Annotated in this window: 21 protein-coding genes; 15 read left to right on the top strand and 6 right to left on the bottom strand. The window is 54.4% G+C overall.

Translation table 11 applies throughout. The features are described from left to right. Positions 1 to 366: 366 nt before the first annotated feature. Positions 367 to 762 carry a DUF1398 domain-containing protein gene (locus tag PYR66_10805; protein WEF30140.1) on the top strand — a complete coding sequence of 132 codons (396 nt, stop codon included), beginning with the start codon at positions 367 to 369 and terminating at the stop codon, positions 760 to 762. 216 nt (positions 763 to 978) lie between these two features. Then, positions 979 to 1,983: an adenosine deaminase gene (gene add / locus PYR66_10800; protein WEF30139.1), complete on the top strand. Its 1,005-nt coding sequence runs from the start codon at positions 979 to 981 to the stop codon at positions 1,981 to 1,983. 34 nt (positions 1,984 to 2,017) lie between these two features. Here add and PYR66_10795 read toward each other — a convergent pair whose 3' ends face one another. After that, a complete protein-coding gene (locus tag PYR66_10795) occupies positions 2,018 to 3,058 on the bottom strand; it encodes an oxidoreductase (protein WEF30138.1) in 1,041 nt (346 codons plus the stop codon). A gap of 170 nt (positions 3,059 to 3,228) precedes the next feature. On the opposite strand from PYR66_10795, the gene blr reads away from it, so the two are divergent. The 13 genes from blr to gstA all read left to right on the top strand — a co-directional run bounded on the left by blr (position 3,229) and on the right by gstA (position 15,205). Then, the gene (gene blr, locus PYR66_10790; protein WEF30137.1) at positions 3,229 to 3,366 is read left to right on the top strand and encodes a division septum protein Blr; all 138 of its coding nucleotides are present in this window, start codon (positions 3,229 to 3,231) and stop codon (positions 3,364 to 3,366) included. A 110-nt stretch (positions 3,367 to 3,476) separates the two neighbouring features. Further along, the gene (locus PYR66_10785) at positions 3,477 to 4,847 is read left to right on the top strand and encodes a GH1 family beta-glucosidase (protein WEF30136.1); all 1,371 of its coding nucleotides are present in this window, start codon (positions 3,477 to 3,479) and stop codon (positions 4,845 to 4,847) included. 216 nt (positions 4,848 to 5,063) lie between these two features. After that, a complete protein-coding gene (gene ydgT, locus PYR66_10780; protein WEF30135.1) occupies positions 5,064 to 5,279 on the top strand; it encodes a transcription modulator YdgT in 216 nt (71 codons plus the stop codon). A 78-nt stretch (positions 5,280 to 5,357) separates the two neighbouring features. Continuing rightward, entirely contained in the window at positions 5,358 to 5,798 is a 441-nt protein-coding gene (locus PYR66_10775; GenBank protein WEF30134.1) for a DUF2569 domain-containing protein, read from the top strand. 78 nt (positions 5,799 to 5,876) lie between these two features. Then, the gene (rsxA, locus tag PYR66_10770; GenBank protein WEF30133.1) at positions 5,877 to 6,458 is read left to right on the top strand and encodes an electron transport complex subunit RsxA; all 582 of its coding nucleotides are present in this window, start codon (positions 5,877 to 5,879) and stop codon (positions 6,456 to 6,458) included. Next, positions 6,458 to 7,036 (top strand): electron transport complex subunit RsxB, encoded by a 579-nt coding sequence (rsxB, locus tag PYR66_10765; protein ID WEF30132.1) that lies wholly within the window; start codon positions 6,458 to 6,460, stop codon positions 7,034 to 7,036. The genes rsxA and rsxB overlap by 1 nt, the downstream gene beginning before the upstream one ends. Further along, positions 7,029 to 9,305 carry an electron transport complex subunit RsxC gene (rsxC, locus tag PYR66_10760; GenBank protein WEF30131.1) on the top strand — a complete coding sequence of 759 codons (2,277 nt, stop codon included), beginning with the start codon at positions 7,029 to 7,031 and terminating at the stop codon, positions 9,303 to 9,305. The genes rsxB and rsxC overlap by 8 nt, the downstream gene beginning before the upstream one ends. After that, positions 9,306 to 10,358, top strand: coding sequence for an electron transport complex subunit RsxD (gene rsxD, locus PYR66_10755; protein ID WEF30130.1), 1,053 nt, complete (start codon positions 9,306 to 9,308; stop codon positions 10,356 to 10,358). A 9-nt stretch (positions 10,359 to 10,367) separates the two neighbouring features. Beyond that, complete coding sequence (rsxG, locus tag PYR66_10750) at positions 10,368 to 10,988, top strand: electron transport complex subunit RsxG (GenBank protein WEF30129.1); 621 nt, start codon at positions 10,368 to 10,370, stop codon at positions 10,986 to 10,988. A 3-nt stretch (positions 10,989 to 10,991) separates the two neighbouring features. After that, complete coding sequence (locus PYR66_10745; protein ID WEF30128.1) at positions 10,992 to 11,690, top strand: electron transport complex subunit E; 699 nt, start codon at positions 10,992 to 10,994, stop codon at positions 11,688 to 11,690. Between the two features lies 1 nt (position 11,691). Then, positions 11,692 to 12,327, top strand: coding sequence for an endonuclease III (nth, locus tag PYR66_10740; GenBank protein ID WEF30127.1), 636 nt, complete (start codon positions 11,692 to 11,694; stop codon positions 12,325 to 12,327). 658 nt (positions 12,328 to 12,985) lie between these two features. Continuing rightward, on the top strand, positions 12,986 to 14,491 hold the full coding sequence (gene dtpA, locus PYR66_10735; GenBank protein ID WEF30126.1) for a dipeptide/tripeptide permease DtpA: 1,506 nt from the start codon (positions 12,986 to 12,988) through the stop codon (positions 14,489 to 14,491). A 108-nt stretch (positions 14,492 to 14,599) separates the two neighbouring features. Continuing rightward, entirely contained in the window at positions 14,600 to 15,205 is a 606-nt protein-coding gene (gene gstA / locus PYR66_10730) for a glutathione transferase GstA (GenBank protein ID WEF30125.1), read from the top strand. 42 nt (positions 15,206 to 15,247) lie between these two features. On the opposite strand, the gene pdxY is transcribed toward gstA, so the two are convergent. From pdxY to anmK, 5 genes are all read right to left on the bottom strand, one after another. Then, positions 15,248 to 16,108 carry a pyridoxal kinase PdxY gene (pdxY, locus tag PYR66_10725; protein WEF30124.1) on the bottom strand — a complete coding sequence of 287 codons (861 nt, stop codon included), beginning with the start codon at positions 16,106 to 16,108 and terminating at the stop codon, positions 15,248 to 15,250. A 60-nt stretch (positions 16,109 to 16,168) separates the two neighbouring features. Further along, positions 16,169 to 17,443 (bottom strand): tyrosine--tRNA ligase, encoded by a 1,275-nt coding sequence (gene tyrS, locus PYR66_10720; GenBank protein WEF30123.1) that lies wholly within the window; start codon positions 17,441 to 17,443, stop codon positions 16,169 to 16,171. A gap of 125 nt (positions 17,444 to 17,568) precedes the next feature. Next, positions 17,569 to 18,225, bottom strand: coding sequence for a pyridoxamine 5'-phosphate oxidase (pdxH, locus tag PYR66_10715; GenBank protein WEF30122.1), 657 nt, complete (start codon positions 18,223 to 18,225; stop codon positions 17,569 to 17,571). Between the two features lie 57 nt (positions 18,226 to 18,282). Then, positions 18,283 to 18,606, bottom strand: a complete 324-nt coding sequence (mliC, locus tag PYR66_10710; GenBank protein WEF30121.1) for a C-type lysozyme inhibitor — start codon at positions 18,604 to 18,606, stop codon at positions 18,283 to 18,285. Positions 18,607 to 18,697: 91 nt separating this feature from the next. Then, positions 18,698 to 19,822 (bottom strand): anhydro-N-acetylmuramic acid kinase, encoded by a 1,125-nt coding sequence (gene anmK, locus PYR66_10705; GenBank protein WEF30120.1) that lies wholly within the window; start codon positions 19,820 to 19,822, stop codon positions 18,698 to 18,700. Positions 19,823 to 20,073 lie beyond the last annotated feature (251 nt).

The raw sequence follows: 20,073 nt of genomic DNA, 5'->3' as shown, positions 1-20,073 counted from the left end.
GAGTTACAGGACCAACAGCGCTTGTACCGACCCCATAAGGACGAGACCCAAGGATGGCCGAGTTATTGTCAATGCACATGCAACTTGAAGTATAACGGGTATCAGATCAAATACTGATTCACTATGACTAATGCCACACTATCTGAACACATCCCGGGTTGCTATTTTTCCACCAGCCCGACGCGGTCTCCACATTTAGCGTTTAAGCAATACTTTGTAACACTTGAAACACTATTCCAATACCATTACACACATTAAAATCATGCCTATACTATTAGCATTATAATAAATAGATAAGTGAACAGTTTCCATACGGCAGATGTATAGGAGACGGCTTCACGTTGACAACAACCAACAAGGGATACCATGGAGCTTCTGGATTTGCTCAGAGTCTATTTTGAGCGAGTACGCACTGATGCGGATTTTATTTCATTTACCGAAGAACTCATTGCAAATAACGTTTCTTATTACATCTATTTCGTTGCCACCGGGAATGTCAAATTCGTGATGTCATCAGATGCATTTATTTCTATGAAAAGTAATAGAAAACTATTACGGGTCAATTCACTGGCCAGTTCAACACAGACGAAAGAAGCGGCCCGCAGGCATTTCAGCGGTATGACATCCTATGATGTCTATTGTGCCGATCTGGCACAAGCGGGTGTATTTAAGTGGGTCGTCGATCTGAATGAAAAATCTCGTCATTATTGGTCAAAAGATAATAAATTATTGCATATAGAAAATATGATACTCCCTGTTTAGCGTTAAATTGCGCACGGTAGCCTGATGGGCTACCGGTGATTCAGTTATCAAAATCGCCATGTTGCGCAACGCGATGGTGAAAAGGCTTTATTTTTGCGCAAAAAAGCACGCAATATCAGACAACTATTTGTATCATCAGTATTTTTTCAATACTTTTAAACAGTTAGACTGCTGTTGTATAATACCTTGCACTTCAACTATAAAACGAGTGCGACCATGATTGATTCAACTTTGCCTTTAACTGACATCCACCGCCACCTTGACGGCAACATCCGAGCCCAAACCATTCTCGATCTTGGTCGCCAGTTCAATATTACCCTTCCGGCGAATACTCTTGAAACGCTGCGCCCGCATGTACAGGTGACCAGCAATGAACCGGATCTGGTTAGCTTCCTTGCGAAACTCGACTGGGGGGTGAAGGTGCTCGCCTCTCTGGATGCCTGCCGTCGCGTCGCCTGGGAAAACGTTGAAGATGCCGCGCGCAACGGCCTGCACTACGTTGAGCTGCGCTTTTCTCCGCGCTATATGGCGATGACCCATCAGTTACCGGTCGCGGGCGTCGTGGAAGCGGTGATTGCCGGTGTTCGCGAAGGCTGCCGTGATTTCGGCGTCGAGGCGCGCCTGATTGGCATCATGAGCCGCACCTTTGGCGAAGCCGCCTGCGAAGAAGAGCTCAACGCCCTGCTTACCCATCGCGATGGGATTACTGCGCTGGATCTGGCAGGCGACGAACTGGGCTTCCCGGGCGCGCTGTTTATGGATCACTTCCGCCGCGCGCGTGATGCTGGCTGGCATATCACCGTCCATGCAGGTGAAGCAGCGGGTCCGGAAAGCATCTGGCAAGCGATTCGTGAGCTGGGTGCCGAGCGCATCGGCCACGGTGTGAAAGCGGTACACGATCCGGCGCTCATGGATTTCCTCGCCGCCGAGCGTATCGGTATTGAATCTTGCCTGACGTCGAATATTCAAACCAGTACGGTACCTTCTCTGGCGCAGCACCCGCTGAAAACCTTCCTCAACCACGGCGTACTGGCCTGCATTAATACCGATGACCCGGCGGTTCAGGGCGTGGATATTATCCATGAATACAATGTCGCAGCTCCGGCTGCAGGACTCAGCCGCGAGCAGATCCGCCAGGCACAAATCAACGGTCTGGAGCTGGCGTTCCTGAGCCGTCAGGAAAAAGACGCGCTGATCCAACGCATTTTACAGGCTAACTAAGCCATCGCTCCGCCACGCGGACGGAGCGTTTCTTTTATATCAGGCACAGCGCCGCCCGGTGCCGTGCCGATTCAATTCCCAGCTCAATCAATTCCATAATCTGAATCGCCTGGCTTGCCGGCACCGGGTTTTCGCCGTCGCCGTTGAGCGCGTCACGGATCGCCGCATAATAGGCTGGATAATTTCCCGGCAGTGTCAGCCAATTCTCCTCGACACGTTCTTCTCCCTCGACCCGGGTCAGTACGCCGTCACGCATATCGTAACCCCAATCCTCCTGCGGCAAGCGTTCGCCACTTTTCAGGCGTTCCTCTTGCGGGTCGAGACCATATTTCACGTAGCTGCCCCGCGAACCGTGTACGATATAACGCGCCGTTTCCGCCGCCGCCAGCAACGTGCTGTGCAGCACCACTCTGCGCTGTGGATAAATCAACACCGCGTGGAAATAATCCGTCGCCTGTGCCCCCGGACGCTGCTGCGCCAGATCGACCGCGATGCTGACCGGCAAGCCAAACAGATTGACCGCCTGGTCAAGCAGATGCGGGCCTAAGTCGTACCAGATACCGCTGCCAGGGCCACCTTGTTCACGCCAGCGGTCGCGGACCTGCGGGCGGAAACGATCGAAATGCGATTCGAAATAGCAGACCTCCCCCAATTGCCCTTCGGCAATCAGCGCTTTAAGCGTCAGAAAATCGCTATCCCAGCGGCGGTTGTGGAATACGGAGAGCAGCCGTCCGCGGCTTCTGGCAATCGCATCCAGTTCGCGCGCCTGTGACAGTGTCACGGTAAAAGGTTTATCAACGACAACATGTTTCCCCGCCTCCAGCGCGGCGCGCGCCAGCGGAAAGTGAGTATCATTGGGAGTGGGAATAACAATCAGATCAATATCCGGATTCGCGAAAAGCGCATTCGCTGACGAGACCACCTGAACGGCAGGCCAGTCTGCCAGCACTTTCTCTGCATCGCTGCTGACGACTCCCGTCAACGCCATCCCCGGCGTACCGCCGATCAAGGGAGCATGGAACGTTTTGCTCGCATAACCGTAGCCGATGAGTCCTACCCGTATCGCATCACTCATGGTGTTACCCTCTTTTACTACCCCTACCACAACTATAAGCCGCAATCTCCCGTTTATCCGCGCTCACTGCTCATCTTTACGCCAGTTGCGCAATTGTCGGGAGGTAATACTTGCGTTGTTTCCGCGGTTTAGTAACATTTCAGTCCATTTTCACTTTACGCTGTAGAATTATGACGACTGTTTTTACCCGCATTGTAGAACTTATTGGCTGGGTTGTTTTTGGCGTTTCCGCTGTACTGTTGGTGGTTGCCCACCAAATCGATGATTATCAGGCCCCGCCTCCGGCCAATGCCGTACAAGCGAAGTAACGGGGAAAAGAAACGCTCGCCGCAAATCTGCAACCGGTTTCCGAAACCGGTTGCAGATTTGCGAGGCCATTCAATACACTCTCTTTATCACTTGATAAGGAGTTTTTTTGATGTCCGCATTTCCGCAAGATTTTCTCTGGGGGGCCGCAACTGCCGCTTACCAGGTCGAAGGCGGGCACGATGCCGATGGCAAAGGCCCTTCTATTTGGGATATCTATTCCCACCAGCCCGGAACGACCTTTCAGGGCACCAACGGCGATATCGCCGTCGATCACTACCATCGCTTTCGTGAGGATGTCGCCCTGATGGCGGAGATGGGGCTGCAAAGCTACCGCTTTTCCATCTCCTGGCCACGACTCCTCCCTGATGGCCGCGGCGAGATTAATGAAGCTGGCGTCCAGTTTTACAGTGATTTGATCGATGAATTGCTGGCGCACAATATCGAACCGATGATCACCCTGTACCACTGGGATCTGCCACAAGCGCTGCAGGATGAAGGCGGTTGGGAGTCGCGTAGCACCGCTGAAGCCTTCGCCGAATACGCCCGCCTCTGTTATCAGCGCTTTGGCTCACAGGTGAAACTATGGGCGACGTTTAACGAAACCCTCGTTTTTATTGGCCACGGTTATATTAATGGCTGCCACCCTCCCGCCGTACGCGACCCTGCGCGCGCCATCCAGGCTTGCCATCATGTGTTTATCGCCCACGCCCTGGCGGTTAAAGCCTTCCGCGAGATGGCCATTGTCGGCCAGATAGGTTTTGTTAACGTCCTGCAGCCCCATACGCCGCTGACCCAGAGCCCTGAGGATATCGAGGCCAGCGCGCTGGCCGACGCTATCCACACCCACTGGTTATACGATCCGGTTCTGAAAGGGGCCTATCCTGAAGCACTTTTACGTCAGGCTCAGGCTCTATGGAACGTGCCGCAATTTGCAGCGGGCGACGACGCGCTGCTCAAGGAAAGCCGCTGTGATTTTATCGGCCTGAATTATTATCGGCGAGAAACCGTCTCCGCTACGCCGCAGGACGGCCCTGGAGTCGGTGAATCCGGCGTTGACGGATTATTTTATTTCGTCCGTAATCCACACAGCGCTTATACCGAGTGGGGTTGGGAAATTTGGCCGCAGGGATTAACCGACGGTATTATGATGATAAAAGAACGCTACGGTGATATTCCAATCTATATCACTGAAAATGGCCTTGGGGCGAAAGATCCGATTATTGACGGCGAAATAGTTGACGACCCGCGAATTGACTATCTGAGTAGCCACATTAATGCCCTCGAAAAGGCAATAGCATTAGGTGCGGATGTTCGCGGTTTTTATCCGTGGTCCTTTATTGACCTACTCAGTTGGCTGAACGGCTACCAGAAACAGTATGGCTTTGTCTACGTCGATCACCAGCAAAACCGGGCCCGTAAACGAAAAAAGAGTTATTATTGGTACCAAAACGTTATTGCCAGCCGAGGCGAACAGCGTTAATCTTCTCCCCCAGGCGCCGTCCGGCGCCTGCTCTGGTTATAGAATATTCTTAAATTTCTTTTTACTATGCCAGGACCCTAATCAGTTCTTGTTTTTAGTATTGGCAACCGAAATAATTCCGCCGGCCCATCAAGAAGGCGCTGTTAGTTGAAGCACGGTTTACTGAAAATTGGTAATATTCAACTTAATTAATTCCGATTATAAATGGATACAAAAATGACCGTTCAGGATTATTTATTAAAATTCCGCAAGATCAGTTCGCTGGAAAGCCTCGAAAAACTTTTTGATCATCTTAACTACTCCCTGTCCGACACCAATGAAATCGTCAATATGTATCGTGCTGCCGACCATCGCCGCGCCGAACTGGTCTCTGGCGGAAAGTTGTTCGATGTCGGCCAGGTACCTAAGTCGGTATGGCGTTACGTGCAATAAAGACTGTTATCATTCACGCCAGTTGCTTATACTTCCCGCCCTGAAATTGACTAACTGGCGTTGAATCCGGGGGTAAAGATGTCCTCTCAATCTGCAGAACGTATCGGCGGATGGTTACTGGCGCCGCTGGCCTGGCTACTGCTGGCGCTGCTCAGTACCTCATTATCATTAATACTCTACGCAAATGCGCTGATGGCGCCGCAGACCTGGGCGCTGCTGAAGGCGATGAGCCTCGGCCATCTCGCATTGTGGCTGGCCTCGCTGCTGTTTGCCGTGGCGATGTGGTATTACACCCTGTGGTTAACGATGGCGTTTTTCAAACGACGCGCGGTCGTACCGAAGCACTATATTATCTGGCTGCTTATTTCCCTGCTGCTGGCGATCAAAGCGTTTGCCTTTTCACCGATTTCGGATCTATTAGCTATGCGCCAACTGCTGTTCCCGCTGCTCGCCGCAGCGCTGTTTGCGCCCTATTTTCGACGCTCTGCGCGGGTTAAACGGACCTTCGTCAATCCGTAATAACCACACAGTTCACCTGTTGTCGCCGGTATCGATTTATTCGATAATAGGCGGCTTTTTTTCGTTTCAGGTCCAATGATGGCTGATTATTTACTGCTCTTTGTCGGTACTGTCCTTGTTAATAACTTCGTGCTGGTGAAGTTCCTTGGATTGTGCCCGTTTATGGGGGTTTCCAAAAAGCTGGAAACCGCTATGGGGATGGGACTGGCCACCACTTTCGTGATGACGCTGGCCTCGATTTGCGCCTGGTTGATTGATACCTGGATCCTCATCCCGTTAAATCTTGTTTATCTGCGCACCCTGGCCTTTATTCTGGTCATCGCAGTCGTTGTGCAATTTACCGAAATGGTGGTGCGTAAAACCAGCCCGGCGCTGTATCGCCTGCTGGGGATCTTCCTGCCGCTGATTACCACCAACTGCGCGGTGCTAGGCGTTGCCTTGCTGAACATTAACCTCGGGCATAACTTCCTGCAATCCGCATTGTACGGCTTCGCCGCAGCAGTCGGTTTTTCGCTGGTCATGGTATTATTCGCCGCTATTCGCGAGCGTCTGGTGGTTGCCGATGTTCCCGCGCCGTTTCGCGGCAACGCGATTGCGCTGGTGACCGCTGGTTTAATGTCGCTGGCATTTATGGGCTTTAGTGGGTTGGTGAAGTTGTAATGAGCGCTGTCTGGATAGCCGTAATCGCTATCAGCCTGCTCGGGCTGATTTTCGGCTTAATACTGGGATACGCTGCGCGTCGCTTTGCGGTCGAAGACGATCCGGTGGTTGAAAAAATTGATGAACTGCTGCCGCAGAGCCAATGTGGTCAGTGCGGTTTTCCTGGCTGCCGGCCGTATGCGGAAGCCGTGGGCACCCAGGGGGAAAAGATCAACCGCTGTGCTCCCGGCGGCGAAGCGGTCATGTTAAAAATCGCCGCCTTGCTCAACGTCGACCCGCAGCCCATTGACGGCGACGAGCAAGAACAAGAACCGGTACGCATGCTGGCGGTTATTGACGAGGCCAACTGCATCGGTTGCACCAAATGTATTCAGGCCTGCCCGGTAGACGCCATCGTCGGCGCGACTCGTGCCATGCACACGGTGGTAAGCGATCTCTGCACTGGCTGTAATCTCTGCGTGGCGCCCTGCCCGACCCAGTGCATAGACCTGCGTCCGGTCGCTCAGACCACTGAAAACTGGAAATGGGATCTGCAAACCATCCCAGTACGCATTATTCCTGTGGAACAACATGTTTAAGCTATTTTCCGCTTTCCGAAAAGATAAGGTCTGGGACTTCAACGGTGGTATTCATCCGCCGGAAATGAAAACCCAGTCCAACGGTACGCCGCTGCGCCAGGTTCCTCTGCCGCAGCGTTTTGTCATTCCGCTCAAGCAGCATATCGGCGCGGAAGGCGAACTGTGCGTGAAACCGGGCGACCAGGTACTGCGCGGCCAACCGCTGACTCGCGGTTGGGGAAGAATGCTGCCGGTCCATGCCCCTACATCCGGCACAGTGACTGCCATCGCTCCCCACTCCACCGCCCATCCTTCCGCGCTGGCGGAATTGAGCGTGATTATCGACGCCGATGGCGAAGATCGGTGGATAGAGCGCGACGGCTGGAGCGACTACCAGAATAAATCACCGGAAGCGCTCATCGAGCGTATTCACCAGTTTGGTGTTGCCGGGCTCGGCGGCGCAGGCTTCCCGACCGGCACTAAATTGCGCGGCGGCGGAGATAACATCGACACTCTGATTATTAATGCCGCAGAGTGCGAGCCTTATATCACTGCCGACGATCGTCTGATGCAGGATTGCGCGGCGCAGGTCGTTGAAGGGATCCGTATTCTGGCGCACATCCTGCAGCCCCGGCAGGTGTTGATTGGTATCGAGGATAATAAACCGCAGGCGATTTCCATGCTCCGCGCGGTGTTATCCGATGCTTACGGCATCGCTCTGCGCGTGATCCCGACGAAATATCCCTCCGGCGGCGCAAAGCAGCTGACGCAAATTCTTACCGGCAAGCAGGTACCGCACGGCGGCCGCTCCTCCGATATTGGCGTCCTGATGCAAAACGTCGGTACCGCTTTCGCCGTTAAACGCGCGGTTGTCGACGGCGAACCGTTAACCGAGCGCGTAGTCACCTTAACCGGCGAGGCCATTTCCCGCCCCGGAAACGTCTGGGCGCGCCTTGGCACGCCGGTGCGCCATCTGCTGAGCGACGCGGGTTTCTGCGCCAGTTCCGAGCCGATGGTGATCATGGGCGGCCCGTTGATGGGCTTCACGCTGCCATGGCTCGACGTCCCGGTGGTAAAAATCACCAACTGTCTGCTGGCGCCGTCGGCCACCGAAATAGGCGAGCCGGAGGAAGAGAAAGGCTGTATCCGCTGTAGCGCCTGTGCCGATGCCTGCCCCGCGGATTTATTGCCGCAGCAGCTGTATTGGTTCAGTAAAGGTCAGCAGCATGATAAAGCAACCACCCATAACTTAGCCGACTGCATCGAGTGTGGCGCCTGCGCGTGGGTCTGCCCAAGCAACATTCCGCTGGTGCAGTATTTCCGTCAGGAAAAGGCCGAAATTGCCGCTATCCATCAGGAAGAACAGCGCGCCGCCGAGGCAAAGGCCCGCTTTGAAGCGCGCCAGGCGCGTCTGGAACGCGACAAGGCCGCACGCCAGGAAAAACATAAAAAAGCGGCCGTGCAACCGGCAGCGAAAGATCAGGATGCGATTGCCGCCGCTCTGGCCCGCGTCCGTGATAAACAGCGCGATGCGGCGCAGCCAATTGTGATTCAGTCCGGTACTAAACCGGATAATAGTGAAGCGATCGCCGCTCGCGAAGCACGCAAAGCCGAAGCGCGGGCGCGCAAAGCCGAACAGCAAGCGGTCGGTGGGGTTGACGCCAGCGTAACGGCATCGGCGCCGGTCGATCCGCGTAAAGCCGCGGTGGAAGCCGCTATCGCCCGTGCCAAAGCGCGCAAAGCGGCTCAGCAGACTGAAAGTGCCGCGCCGCCGGTTGAAGTTGACGCCGCCGTAACAGAATCAGCACCGGTCGATCCGCGTAAAGCCGCCGTTGAGGCCGCCATCGCCCGCGCCAAAGCGCGCAAAGCAGCTCAGCAGACTGAAAGTGCCGCGCCGCCGGTTGAGGTTGACGCCACCGTAACAGAATCGGCGCCGGTCGATCCGCGTAAAGCCGCCGTCGAGGCCGCGATTGCCCGTGCTAAGGCACGCAAAGCGACCCAGCAGACTGAAAATGCCGCGCCGCCGGTTGAGGTTGACGCCGCCGTAACGGAATCGGCGCCGGTTGAGGTTGACGCCGCCGTAACAGAATCGGCGCCGGTCGATCCGCGTAAAGCCGCCGTCGAGGCCGCAATTGCCCGCGCTAAGGCACGTAAAGCGGCGCAACAAACCGAACAACAACAAATCGCGCCAACCGCGGTCAATGACGACCCGCGTAAAGCGGCTGTCGCTGCCGCCGTCGCTCGCATTCAGGCGCGTAAAGCAACACAGCAGGCAGTTAACGAGGAATAAATGGTTTTCAGAATCGCAAGCTCCCCCTATACCCATAACCAGCGTCAGACCTCGCGGATTATGCTGTTGGTCTTGCTGGCCGCTATTCCCGGCATCATCGTTCAGAGCTGGTTTTTCGGCTGGGGTACCGTACTGCAAATTGTCCTGGCGGCCGTAACCGCCTGGGGAACGGAAGCCGCCATTCTTAAGTTGCGCAAACAGAACATTGCCGCCACGCTTACCGATAATTCCGCCCTGCTGACCGGACTGTTGCTGGCCGTCAGTATTCCACCGTTGGCGCCATGGTGGATGGTGGTGCTCGGCACCGCCTTTGCCGTGGTGATTGCCAAGCAACTGTACGGCGGATTGGGGCATAACCCATTCAACCCCGCAATGATAGGCTACGTCGTCCTGCTGATTTCCTTCCCGGTGCAGATGACCTCCTGGCTGCCGCCGCATGAAATCGCCGCGCAGGTGCCCGGTCTTAGCGACGCGTTACAGGTTATTTTTACCGGCCACACCGCCAGCGGCAGCAATATGGACAACCTGCGTATGGGGATTGACGGTATCAGTCAGGCAACACCGCTGGATACCTTTAAAACCTCGCTACACGCCGGGCACAGCGTGAAAGAAATCCTGCAATATCCCATCTATGGCGGCGAACTGGCCAGTGTCGGCTGGCAGTGGGTCAACCTCGCCTGGTTGGTTGGCGGTTTGTTCCTGCTGTGGCAAAAAACCATCCGCTGGCATATTCCGGTAAGCTTCCTCGCAAGCCTCGCCGTGTGCGCCACCCTCGGGTGGATCTTCTCGCCGCAGAGCCTGGCCTCGCCGCAAATACATCTGCTTTCCGGCGCCACCATGCTCGGCGCATTCTTTATTCTTACCGATCCGGTCACCGCTTCCACCACCAATCGCGGACGCCTGATTTTCGGCGCTCTGGCCGGTTTACTGGTGTGGTTAATCCGCAGTTTTGGCGGATACCCGGACGGCGTCGCTTTTGCCGTACTGCTGGCGAATATTACCGTTCCATTAATTGATTACTACACGCGCCCACGCGTGTACGGCCACCGTTGAGGGATCGTCATGTTAAAAAGCATGCGTAAACACGGCATCACGCTGGCAATTTTTGCCGCTGGCTCTACCGGACTGACGGCCGCCATTAATGAGTTAACCAAAAACACCATTGAGCAGCAGGCCACACTGCAGCAGAAAGCCCTCTTCGATCAGGTTCTGCCGCCGGAGATGTATAATAACGATCTGCTGAAAAGTTGTTATCTGGTCGCCGCACCGCAATTGGGTAAAGGCCAGCATAAGGTGTGGATTGCGAAGAATAACGATGCACCGGTCGGCGCAGTGATGGAGGCGACCGCGCCGGATGGCTATTCCGGCGCGATTCGGCTGCTGGTCGCCGCTGATTTTAAAGGTACCGTTCTCGGTTCCCGCGTCACCGAACATCATGAAACACCGGGACTAGGCGATAAAATTGAACTGCGTATTTCCGACTGGATCACCCATTTTAGCGGCAAGGTTATCCATGGTCAGAATGATAGCCACTGGGCAGTGAAAAAAGACGGCGGCGATTTTGATCAGTTCACTGGTGCCACTATCACCCCGCGTGCCGTGGTCAACGCCGTTAAGCGTGCGGGTCTGTATGCACAAACACTACCTGCGCAAATCCCTGAATTCACCACCTGCGGAGACTAAGCCATGAGCGAAGTAAAAGACGTCATTGTGCAAGGGCTGTGGAAGAATAACTCCGCGCTGGTACAGCTGCTGGGGATGTGCCCCCTGCTCGCTGTCACCTCGACCGCCACCAACGCCCTCGGTCTTGGTCTGGCGACGACGCTGGTGTTGACGCTAACCAACCTCACCATCTCCAGTCTGCGTCGCTGGACGCCGGCGGAGATTCGTATTCCCATCTATGTGATGATCATCGCGTCGGTGGTGAGCGTCGTACAAATGCTGATTAATGCTTACGCGTTCGGTCTGTATCAGTCGCTCGGCATCTTCATTCCGCTGATCGTCACCAATTGCATCGTCGTTGGCCGCGCCGAGGCATTTGCCGCTAAAAAAGGGCCCGCGCTATCCGCGCTCGACGGTTTTTCCATCGGCATGGGCGCGACCTGTGCCATGTTCGTGTTGGGCTCGCTGCGCGAGATTATCGGTAACGGCACGCTGTTCGATGGCGCTGATAGTCTGCTGGGCAGTTGGGCGAAAGTCCTGCGTATCGAAGTTTTCCATACCGATACGCCCTTCCTGCTGGCGATGCTGCCGCCAGGTGCCTTTATTGGCCTGGGTATGATGTTGGCAGTAAAATACCTCATCGATGAGCGTACTAAACAGCGGAAAGCGAAAGCGGCGCAGGCCGTCTCTATCGCCCCGACTGACGTGACAGGGAAAGCGTAAAATGAATAAAACTAAACGCCTTGAGATCCTGACCCGATTGCGGGATAACGACCCGCATCCGACGACCGAACTCAATTTTACTTCGCCGTTCGAGTTACTGATTGCCGTATTGCTTTCAGCACAGGCCACCGACGTCAGCGTCAACAAAGCGACAGCGAAACTGTATCCGGTGGCAAATACGCCAGCGGCTATGCTGGAACTCGGCGTCGACGGCGTAAAGTCGTATATCAAGACCATTGGCCTGTTTAATAGCAAAGCGGAAAACGTTATCAAGACCTGTCGGATTCTGCTGGAACAACATAACGGCGAGGTTCCGGAGGACCGGGCTGCACTGGAAGCCCTGCCCGGCGTCGGGCGCAAAACCGCCAACGTGGTGCTGAATACCGCCTTCGGCTGGCCGACCATCGCCGTTGACACCCATATCTTCCGCGTTTGCAATCGGACGCAATTCGCGCCGGGCAAGAACGTTGAACAGGTTGAAGAAAAGTTGTTAAAAGTGGTCCCCGCTGAGTTTAAGGTCGACTGCCACCACTGGCTTATCCTGCACGGCCGCTACACCTGTATCGCGCGAAAACCTCGCTGCGGTTCCTGCCTGATTGAGGATTTGTGCGAGTTTAAAGAAAAGGTTTATCCCTAACCTCCTACATATCACCTGAATAACTCAAATTTCTGCAAAAGCCAGACATCTCATTCATGAAAAGCATGGAGCCTTAACTTAACCTGTGGTTATGGCTCTAATTTCTTCCATCCATCCCGACAATCACGCCATATTTCCGCCATAAATCTGGATAATTATGCGGTCATATAACGTACGATCAGCGCATTCGTTTTTTGCCTGCAAAAAATTTCTATACATTTGTGATCCAGATCATCTACGCAACTTTACGTTAATTTTGTGTTGCTAAAATGATGCACAAAGCCAGTAATTTCAATATCAGAGGCTTACATACCAGGACATTACCCTGGTAATTTTTAAGACTATGGCTCATCACACTGCATTCAAGGCTTAAAAGCAGAATATATCGCCTTAATCCCCATCAATCCCTCACCTCGCAGATTAAAATATCAGGTTTAACGAAACGGTGAAATTTAACTCTGTATAACATTTGTATGACTGGCTAATTATAACGACTTAGTTATGTGTAACAGAGTATTACAAAGCTATTGCCTGAAGGGGCAGGATAGTGAACATTACTTGCCGTTTTCCCTCCAAGAATAACTATAAAGGCGGCGGTCTCCCGAGATTGCGCCCCGAACACCCCCCGTTAATATGGGATGTAAAAAAAGAGGTATATGTGTCAACTGCAAACAATAAACCAGCAGAAAGCGTGAGTCTGAACGCTTTCAAACAACCAAGAGCGTTTTATCTCATCTTCTCTATCGAGTTATGGGAGCGTTTTGGTTATTACGGCCTGCAAGGGATCATGGCCGTTTACCTGGTAAAACAGCTGGGTATGTCGGAAGCGGATTCTATCACCCTGTTCTCTTCCTTTAGTGCACTGGTTTATGGCCTGGTCGCTATCGGCGGATGGCTCGGCGACAAGGTACTTGGCACCAAACGTGTCATTATGCTCGGCGCTATCGTCCTGGCTATCGGTTATGCGCTGGTCGCCTGGTCCGGTCACGATGCGGCAATCGTGTATATGGGGATGGCGACTATCGCCGTGGGTAACGGCCTGTTCAAAGCCAACCCGTCTTCCCTGCTCTCTACCTGCTACGACAAGAACGACCCGCGTCTGGACGGTGCATTCACCATGTACTATATGTCCGTCAATATCGGTTCCTTCTTCTCTATGCTGGCAACGCCATGGCTGGCAGCGAAATTCGGCTGGAGCGTTGCGTTCGCGCTGAGCGTCGTTGGTATGCTGATTACCGTCGTCAATTTCGCGTTCTGCCAGAAGTGGGTTAAACAATACGGCTCTAAACCTGACTTTGCCCCAGTGCATATGGGTAAACTGCTGGCGACGATCGTCGGCGTTGTGATTCTGGTGGCTATCGCAACCTGGCTGCTGCACAACCAGAGTATCGCACGCATCGCGCTGGGTGTTATCGCCCTGGGCATCGTGATTATCTTCGCAAAAGAAGCCATGGCGCTGCAGGGTGCGGCGCGTCGTAAAATGATCGTGGCCTTCCTGCTGATGGTTGAAGCGATTGTCTTCTTTGTGTTGTATAGCCAGATGCCGACATCCCTGAACTTCTTCGCGATTCGCAACGTTGAGCACTCCATTCTGGGTATCGCGTTCGAACCGGAACAGTATCAGGCACTGAACCCGTTCTGGATCATGATTGGCAGCCCGATTCTCGCTGCCATCTACAACAAAATGGGCGACCGCCTGCCGATGCCGCATAAGTTCGCTATCGGGATGGTGCTGTGCTCCGGCGCCTTCCTGGTGCTGCCGCTGGGTACCAAATTCGCCAGCGACGCCGGTATTGTCTCCGTAAACTGGCTGATCCTCAGCTACGCGCTGCAGAGTATCGGCGAGCTGATGATTTCCGGCCTGGGTCTGGCAATGGTCGCACAGCTGGTTCCACAGCGTCTGATGGGCTTCATCATGGGCAGCTGGTTCCTGACTACCGCTGGCGCCGCCATCATCGCAGGTAAAATCGCTAACCTGATGGCGGTACCGGAAAACGTGACTGACCCGCTGGTTTCTCTGAATGTATACGGACACGTATTCCTGCAGATTGGTATTGCTACCGCAGTCATCGCCTTCCTGATGCTGCTGACTGCGCCAAAACTGAACCGTATGACGCTGGACGACGACGCTGTCGTAAAAGCGCGCGAAACCGCGACCGCTTAAGCGCCCCGGGAAAACCACTAAATTTAGGCCGCTAACCTTAGTTAGCGGCTTTTTTTTTACCCCTGAGCGGACTAACATACAGGAAACTGCAGCCATGAGGAGTTACTGATGAAACTGTTCTACAAACCCGGCGCCTGTTCCCTTGCCTCGCATATCGCCCTACGTGAAAGCGGCCTTGATTTCACGCTCGATAGCGTCGATCTGGCAAAAAAACGTCTGGAAAACGGCGATGACTATCTGCTGATTAACCCGAAGGGCCAGGTTCCCGCGCTGCTGCTCGACGATGAAGTCCTTCTGACCGAAGGCGTTGCCATCATGCAGTACATTGCCGACCGCGTGCCTGATCGTCAGTTGCTAGCGCCGGTAGGTACTATCGCTCGCTATCAGACTCTGGAATGGCTGAACTACGTCGCCACCGAGCTGCACAAAGGCTTCACCCCGCTGTTCCGCCCGGATACCCCGGAAGACTACAAACCGACGGCGCGTACGCTGCTTGAGAAAAAGCTGCAGTATATCGATGAGTCGCTACAGGATAAGCAATGGCTGAACGGCCATCGTTTTACCATCGCTGACGGCTATCTGTTTACCGTTCTGCGCTGGGGTTATGCGGTGAAACTAAATATGGAAGCGTATGGCAACATCGGCGCCTGGATGGCGCACGTCGCCGCGCGTCCCTCCGTGGCGGCTGCGCTGGCTGCGGAAGGTTTGAAGTAAGTCGTTGACGTGCCCGGCCGAATAGCCGGGCATATTATTGCGTTACAACCGAGTCGCACTGAAGTCGTGCTCCGGCTTCGCGATACGATCCTGCGCCGCTACCACCTGCAGTTCATATTCCGCCATCGCTTTTGTCGCCAGCATTATTTCATAGACGGCTGCGGTGACGTGCTCAAGCGCGTCGCGCAGACTGACGCCTTGCAGTAGCTTAACCAGCATCAGGCCGCTGGTCACGTCGCCAACTCCTACCGGCTGACGGCTGCCGAAATCAACCAGTGGACGGCTGATATGCCAGGCTTCCTCTGCCGTCACCAGCAGCATCTCAAAGCGATCTCTGCTCATACCGGCCCGAGCCAGATGTTTAACCAGCACAACCTGCGGCCCTTGCGCAATCAACTCGCGCGCGGCGCTAACCGCTTCGTTAACGTTCGCCACCGGGTGGCCGCAAAGAATTTCCAGCTCAATAAGATTCGGCGCAATGATGTCGCTTGCCGGCAACGCATAGCGTACGTGGAATTCAGCCACCCCAGGCGCCACGATGCAACCCTTTTCCGGGTGACCCATCACCGGGTCGCAGAAATATTTGGCGGCCGGGTTTGCTGCCTTCACCTGGCGCACAATACCCAGAATATGCTCCCCCTGCTCAGCCGAGCCGAGGTAGCCGCTCAGCACCGCATCGCAGCTTTTCAGCTTATCGATATCGGCAATCCCCTGCACGATCTCCGTCAGGTGCGATGGCGGCATCACACAGCCGGTCCATTTGCCGTACTGCGTATGGTTGGAGAATTGAACGGTATTGAGGGGCCAGACGTTTGCGCCGAGACGGCGCATCGGGAACTCAGCGGCGCTGTTGCCCGCGTGGCCAAACACAACGTGAGACTGAATGGCGAGGATGTTCTTCATTTTCTTACCACAACCCTAAAAAGAAAAAGGGCGTGGTTTCCCACGCCCTGGTTTTAATTTTTATTTCCAGCAAACCAGGCAGTAATTCTTCTTACCGCGACGCAGTAACGTGTAGCGGCCAAACAGGCGGTCGCTATCGCTAAAGACATATTCCGGGTCGGACTGTTTTTCGCCGTTGATGGTCACCGCATTGGAGGCCACGGTTTTACGCGCCTGGCCGCGGGACGGCTGCAGCTCAGAATCCACCAACGCTTGCAGAAGATCGGCGCCTTTTTCCATTTCGATCATCGGCACGCCGTCTTGCGCCAACTGTTCGAAGTCCGCTTCGCTCAGATCGCTCAGGTTGCCGTTGAACAGGCTTTCAGTAATGCGTTTCGCCGCTTCCAGACCGTCTTCGCCATGCACCAGACGCGTTACCTGCTCAGCCAGCACATACTGCGCGCGCGGCGCTTTACCGCTGTTCTTGTCTTCTTCTTCCAACGCATTGATCTCTTCAATGTCCATGAAGGTGAAGAACTTCAGGAAGCGATACACATCGGCATCCGCGGTGTTAATCCAGAACTGGTAGAATTTGTACGGACTGGTTTTTTTCGGATCCAGCCATACCGCGCCGCCTTCAGTTTTACCGAATTTGGTACCGTCGGCTTTGGTGATCAGCGGCACAGTCAGGCCAAACACCTGGTTCTGATGCAGGCGGCGGGTCAGGTCGATACCGGAGGTGATGTTGCCCCACTGGTCGGAACCACCGATTTGCAGCGCAACGCCATGCAGTTTATTCAGGCAGGCGAAGTCATAACCCTGCAGCAGGTTATAGGAGAACTCGGTGAAGGAGATCCCCTGATCGTCACGGTTCAGACGCTGCTTCACCGCTTCTTTGTTGATCATCTGGTTGACAGAGAAGTGCTTGCCGATGTCACGCAGGAAGGTCAGCACATTCATGCCGCCGAACCAGTCGTAGTTATTGGCGGCAATCGCCGAGTTGTCGCCGCAGTTGAAATCGAGGAACGGCGCAACCTGTTTGCGGATCTTATCCACCCACTGCTGCACGGTATCTTCGGTGTTGAGTTTACGCTCAGCGGCTTTAAAGCTCGGGTCGCCAATCAGACCGGTCGCGCCGCCGACCAGCGCCACAGGCTTGTGGCCCGCCTGCTGGAAGCGTTTCAGGCATAACAATGGAACAAGATGCCCCAAATGCAAGCTGTCAGCGGTAGGATCGAAGCCGCAATAGAGCGCGATCGGGCCTTGCGCCAGTCGCTCTGCTAACGCTTCCTCGTCCGTCACCTGGGCTACCAGCCCCCGCTCTTGCAATTGTTTAATCAAGTTACTGCTTGCCATCAAATTCTCCATGTATAAACGACTGCACCTTTGCCGGTACACGACTTTTCGCCAGACGCGAAAGGTACATAGAATAAAGCGCCGGAGCACGTAGCACCAGCGCTTAAAACAACATTTTGCGTCCTTTATGGCGCCAGACGGTCGATTTGCCAGCCATCATTTTGCCGCTGGTATAAAAAGCGGTCATGCAGACGGTGTTCGCCGCCCTGCCAGAATTCCATTTGTTCAATACTGACGCGGAAACCGCCCCAGAAACTCGGCAAAGGGACTTCGCCCTGCTGGAATTTCTGTTTCAGTTCAAGGAATTTGCTTTCCAGGATCCCGCGAGCTGAGATACGACTGGACTGTTGGGAAACCCAGGCGCCAATTTGGCTATCGCGCGGGCGACTGTGGAAGTATTTGACCACTTCCAGCGTCGACAGACGTTCGGCCTGGCCGATCACCATCACCTGGCGCTCCAGCATATGCCACGGGAATAACAGGCTGATATGGGGATTTTTTTCAATTTGGTGCGCTTTACGGCTACCCAGGTTGGTATAGAACACCAGCCCTTTTTCATCATAATGCTTTAACAGCACGATGCGCTGATACGGCTGACCGTTTTCATCGACGGTCGCGACCACCATCGCCGTGGGATCGGCGAGTTTAGCGTCGCAGGCCTGACGCAGCCAACGTTCAAATAGCGCCAGAGGTTCAGCGGGAAGATCGTGGCGACGAAGGCCGCCACGGGTATATTCACGGCGCAGATGCGCGATTTGCTGCAATTCGTCGTTATCAGACATAACCATTGAGATCATTGCTATAGGGTGGCGTTATTGTGCGCCCCCGTAACAGAAATCTCAACGTTTAGCCGTCTGCAGCTGGCAGTTATCCAGTACTACGCGATCGTGTTTATAGACCGTCGCGCTATCGCCCTTCGACCAGAACACATATACGCCGTCAGTGTAGCGCGAACCGGAAGCCGACAGCCCTTGAGCCAGGTTTAACTGCTGGTTGTCGTAGATAAAGCTGACCTGCTGACGAGAATTATTAAGATGGACGGTCAACGGTTTCTGGTCGCACTGATACTCAAGCGTGTCCGTCTGCATCCGCTCAACGAATTGGTTGTAGTAGCTGCAGCCCGCCAGCATAAAAGGTACAACAGCGATAAGAATTTTTTTCATGAGTATGCCTTCGACTCTCCCGGTCAGGAGGACATGCCGCCCTCCTATAACTACGTCCAGTTTACCGGTAAACAAAAAATAGCAACTTCAGTTAACTCTGATTCTGCACTCGATTCTCGGGGAAAATGGCGCCAAGCACCGTCGCTTCGCTGGCACCGGTGACGGAAGGCAGATTGCCGGGTAACCCAGCGAGCGTTCGCCACGCCAGCCACGCAAAGGCCAATGCTTCCATATCATCGCCGCTGATACCGGCATCGTCGGTAGTGGTCACCTCGGTACCCGGCAGTTGCGCCGCCAGACGCGCCATCAACAGTGGGTTTCGCGCCCCGCCGCCGCAAACTAACAAACGCTCGCAGCCGCCGCTTAACAAAACCTGCTCACTGATGGTTACCGCGGTCAGCTCAGTCAGCGTAGCCTGTACATCCTGCGCCCGCAGGCCTGGATAGCGCGCCAGATGTTTTTCCAGCCAGCCGTAATTAAAATACTCACGTCCGGTACTCTTCGGCGCAGGTAATGCAAGCCACGGATCGCTCAGCATATCCTGCAGCAACGGCAACAATACTTTCCCCTCGTTAGCCCACTGCGCGTCTTTGTCATAGGGTTTACCGCACTGCCGCCAAATCCAGGCATCCATCAGCATATTCCCCGGTCCCGTATCGTAGCCGCGCACCGGCTGGCCCGGCACCAGCAAGGAGAGGTTGGCGATCCCGCCGATATTGAGCACCATTCGTCTTTCGAGCGGATGCGCCAATAGCGCTTGATGGAAGGCCGGAACTAACGGCGCACCCTGGCCGCCAAGCGCCATATCGCGGCGGCGAAAATCGCCAACCACCGTAACGCCGGTATGGGCCGCAATCTGATTGTTATCACCAATTTGCATGGTGTGCGGCGCATCGCCGAGGGGTTCATGCCACACGGTTTGACCGTGGCAGCCGATAGCGACAACATCCGCCGGTTGGAGATTTTCCTGGCGCATCAGCGACGACACCGCATCGGCAAACAGGCGGCCTAAACGGGTATCCAGACGCCCGAGTTGTGATAAGGTCAGTTGCTGCCCCTGGCAAATGGCGAGAATATCTTCTTTCAGGTTTACGGGTATGGGGTACGAGAGGCTCGCCTGCTGCGCCACCATGTTTTCATTTATTGTCGCCAGAACGACGTCAACGCCATCAAGGCTGGTGCCGGACATTACGCCAATAAAACGACCTGATTTCATACGCCTACCCTCATTCCATGACTGTTGAAGTACCACCAGTGCATCACAAAGCGGCGGTCAATGCCATGCTACGCTAATACTTTTTAACAATAGATCGTCCTGGATTATTTGTAATGTAAAGAGCTTACGTTTAGTCCTGGTTCAAGCGAACCTTATTATTTTTAAACAGTCCATAAGGAAGCTATGCCAGCGAACGCTTAAATGCCATATAATTGACCACATGGAAGTTCACTGGAACATTTTTGGTACAC

The organism is Klebsiella aerogenes (assembly GCA_029027985.1).
GTDB lineage: Bacteria > Pseudomonadota > Gammaproteobacteria > Enterobacterales > Enterobacteriaceae > Klebsiella > Klebsiella aerogenes_A.
This window is presented reverse-complemented; position numbering and strand designations above follow the sequence as displayed.

Coding starts and splice junctions, on each gene's coding strand:
- pdxY (WEF30124.1), bottom strand. CDS start 16,108: ATGAAGAACATCCTCGCCATTCAGTCTCACGTTGTGTTTGGCCACGCG.
- PYR66_10745 (WEF30128.1), top strand. CDS start 10,992: ATGAGCGAAGTAAAAGACGTCATTGTGCAAGGGCTGTGGAAGAATAAC.
- PYR66_10785 (WEF30136.1), top strand. CDS start 3,477: ATGTCCGCATTTCCGCAAGATTTTCTCTGGGGGGCCGCAACTGCCGCT.
- rsxD (WEF30130.1), top strand. CDS start 9,306: ATGGTTTTCAGAATCGCAAGCTCCCCCTATACCCATAACCAGCGTCAG.
- PYR66_10795 (WEF30138.1), bottom strand. CDS start 3,058: ATGAGTGATGCGATACGGGTAGGACTCATCGGCTACGGTTATGCGAGC.
- blr (WEF30137.1), top strand. CDS start 3,229: ATGACGACTGTTTTTACCCGCATTGTAGAACTTATTGGCTGGGTTGTT.
- anmK (WEF30120.1), bottom strand. CDS start 19,822: ATGAAATCAGGTCGTTTTATTGGCGTAATGTCCGGCACCAGCCTTGAT.
- PYR66_10775 (WEF30134.1), top strand. CDS start 5,358: ATGTCCTCTCAATCTGCAGAACGTATCGGCGGATGGTTACTGGCGCCG.
- add (WEF30139.1), top strand. CDS start 979: ATGATTGATTCAACTTTGCCTTTAACTGACATCCACCGCCACCTTGAC.
- rsxG (WEF30129.1), top strand. CDS start 10,368: ATGTTAAAAAGCATGCGTAAACACGGCATCACGCTGGCAATTTTTGCC.
- mliC (WEF30121.1), bottom strand. CDS start 18,606: ATGAAAAAAATTCTTATCGCTGTTGTACCTTTTATGCTGGCGGGCTGC.
- nth (WEF30127.1), top strand. CDS start 11,692: ATGAATAAAACTAAACGCCTTGAGATCCTGACCCGATTGCGGGATAAC.
- rsxC (WEF30131.1), top strand. CDS start 7,029: ATGTTTAAGCTATTTTCCGCTTTCCGAAAAGATAAGGTCTGGGACTTC.
- gstA (WEF30125.1), top strand. CDS start 14,600: ATGAAACTGTTCTACAAACCCGGCGCCTGTTCCCTTGCCTCGCATATC.
- pdxH (WEF30122.1), bottom strand. CDS start 18,225: ATGTCTGATAACGACGAATTGCAGCAAATCGCGCATCTGCGCCGTGAA.
- tyrS (WEF30123.1), bottom strand. CDS start 17,443: ATGGCAAGCAGTAACTTGATTAAACAATTGCAAGAGCGGGGGCTGGTA.
- rsxB (WEF30132.1), top strand. CDS start 6,458: ATGAGCGCTGTCTGGATAGCCGTAATCGCTATCAGCCTGCTCGGGCTG.
- ydgT (WEF30135.1), top strand. CDS start 5,064: ATGACCGTTCAGGATTATTTATTAAAATTCCGCAAGATCAGTTCGCTG.
- PYR66_10805 (WEF30140.1), top strand. CDS start 367: ATGGAGCTTCTGGATTTGCTCAGAGTCTATTTTGAGCGAGTACGCACT.
- rsxA (WEF30133.1), top strand. CDS start 5,877: ATGGCTGATTATTTACTGCTCTTTGTCGGTACTGTCCTTGTTAATAAC.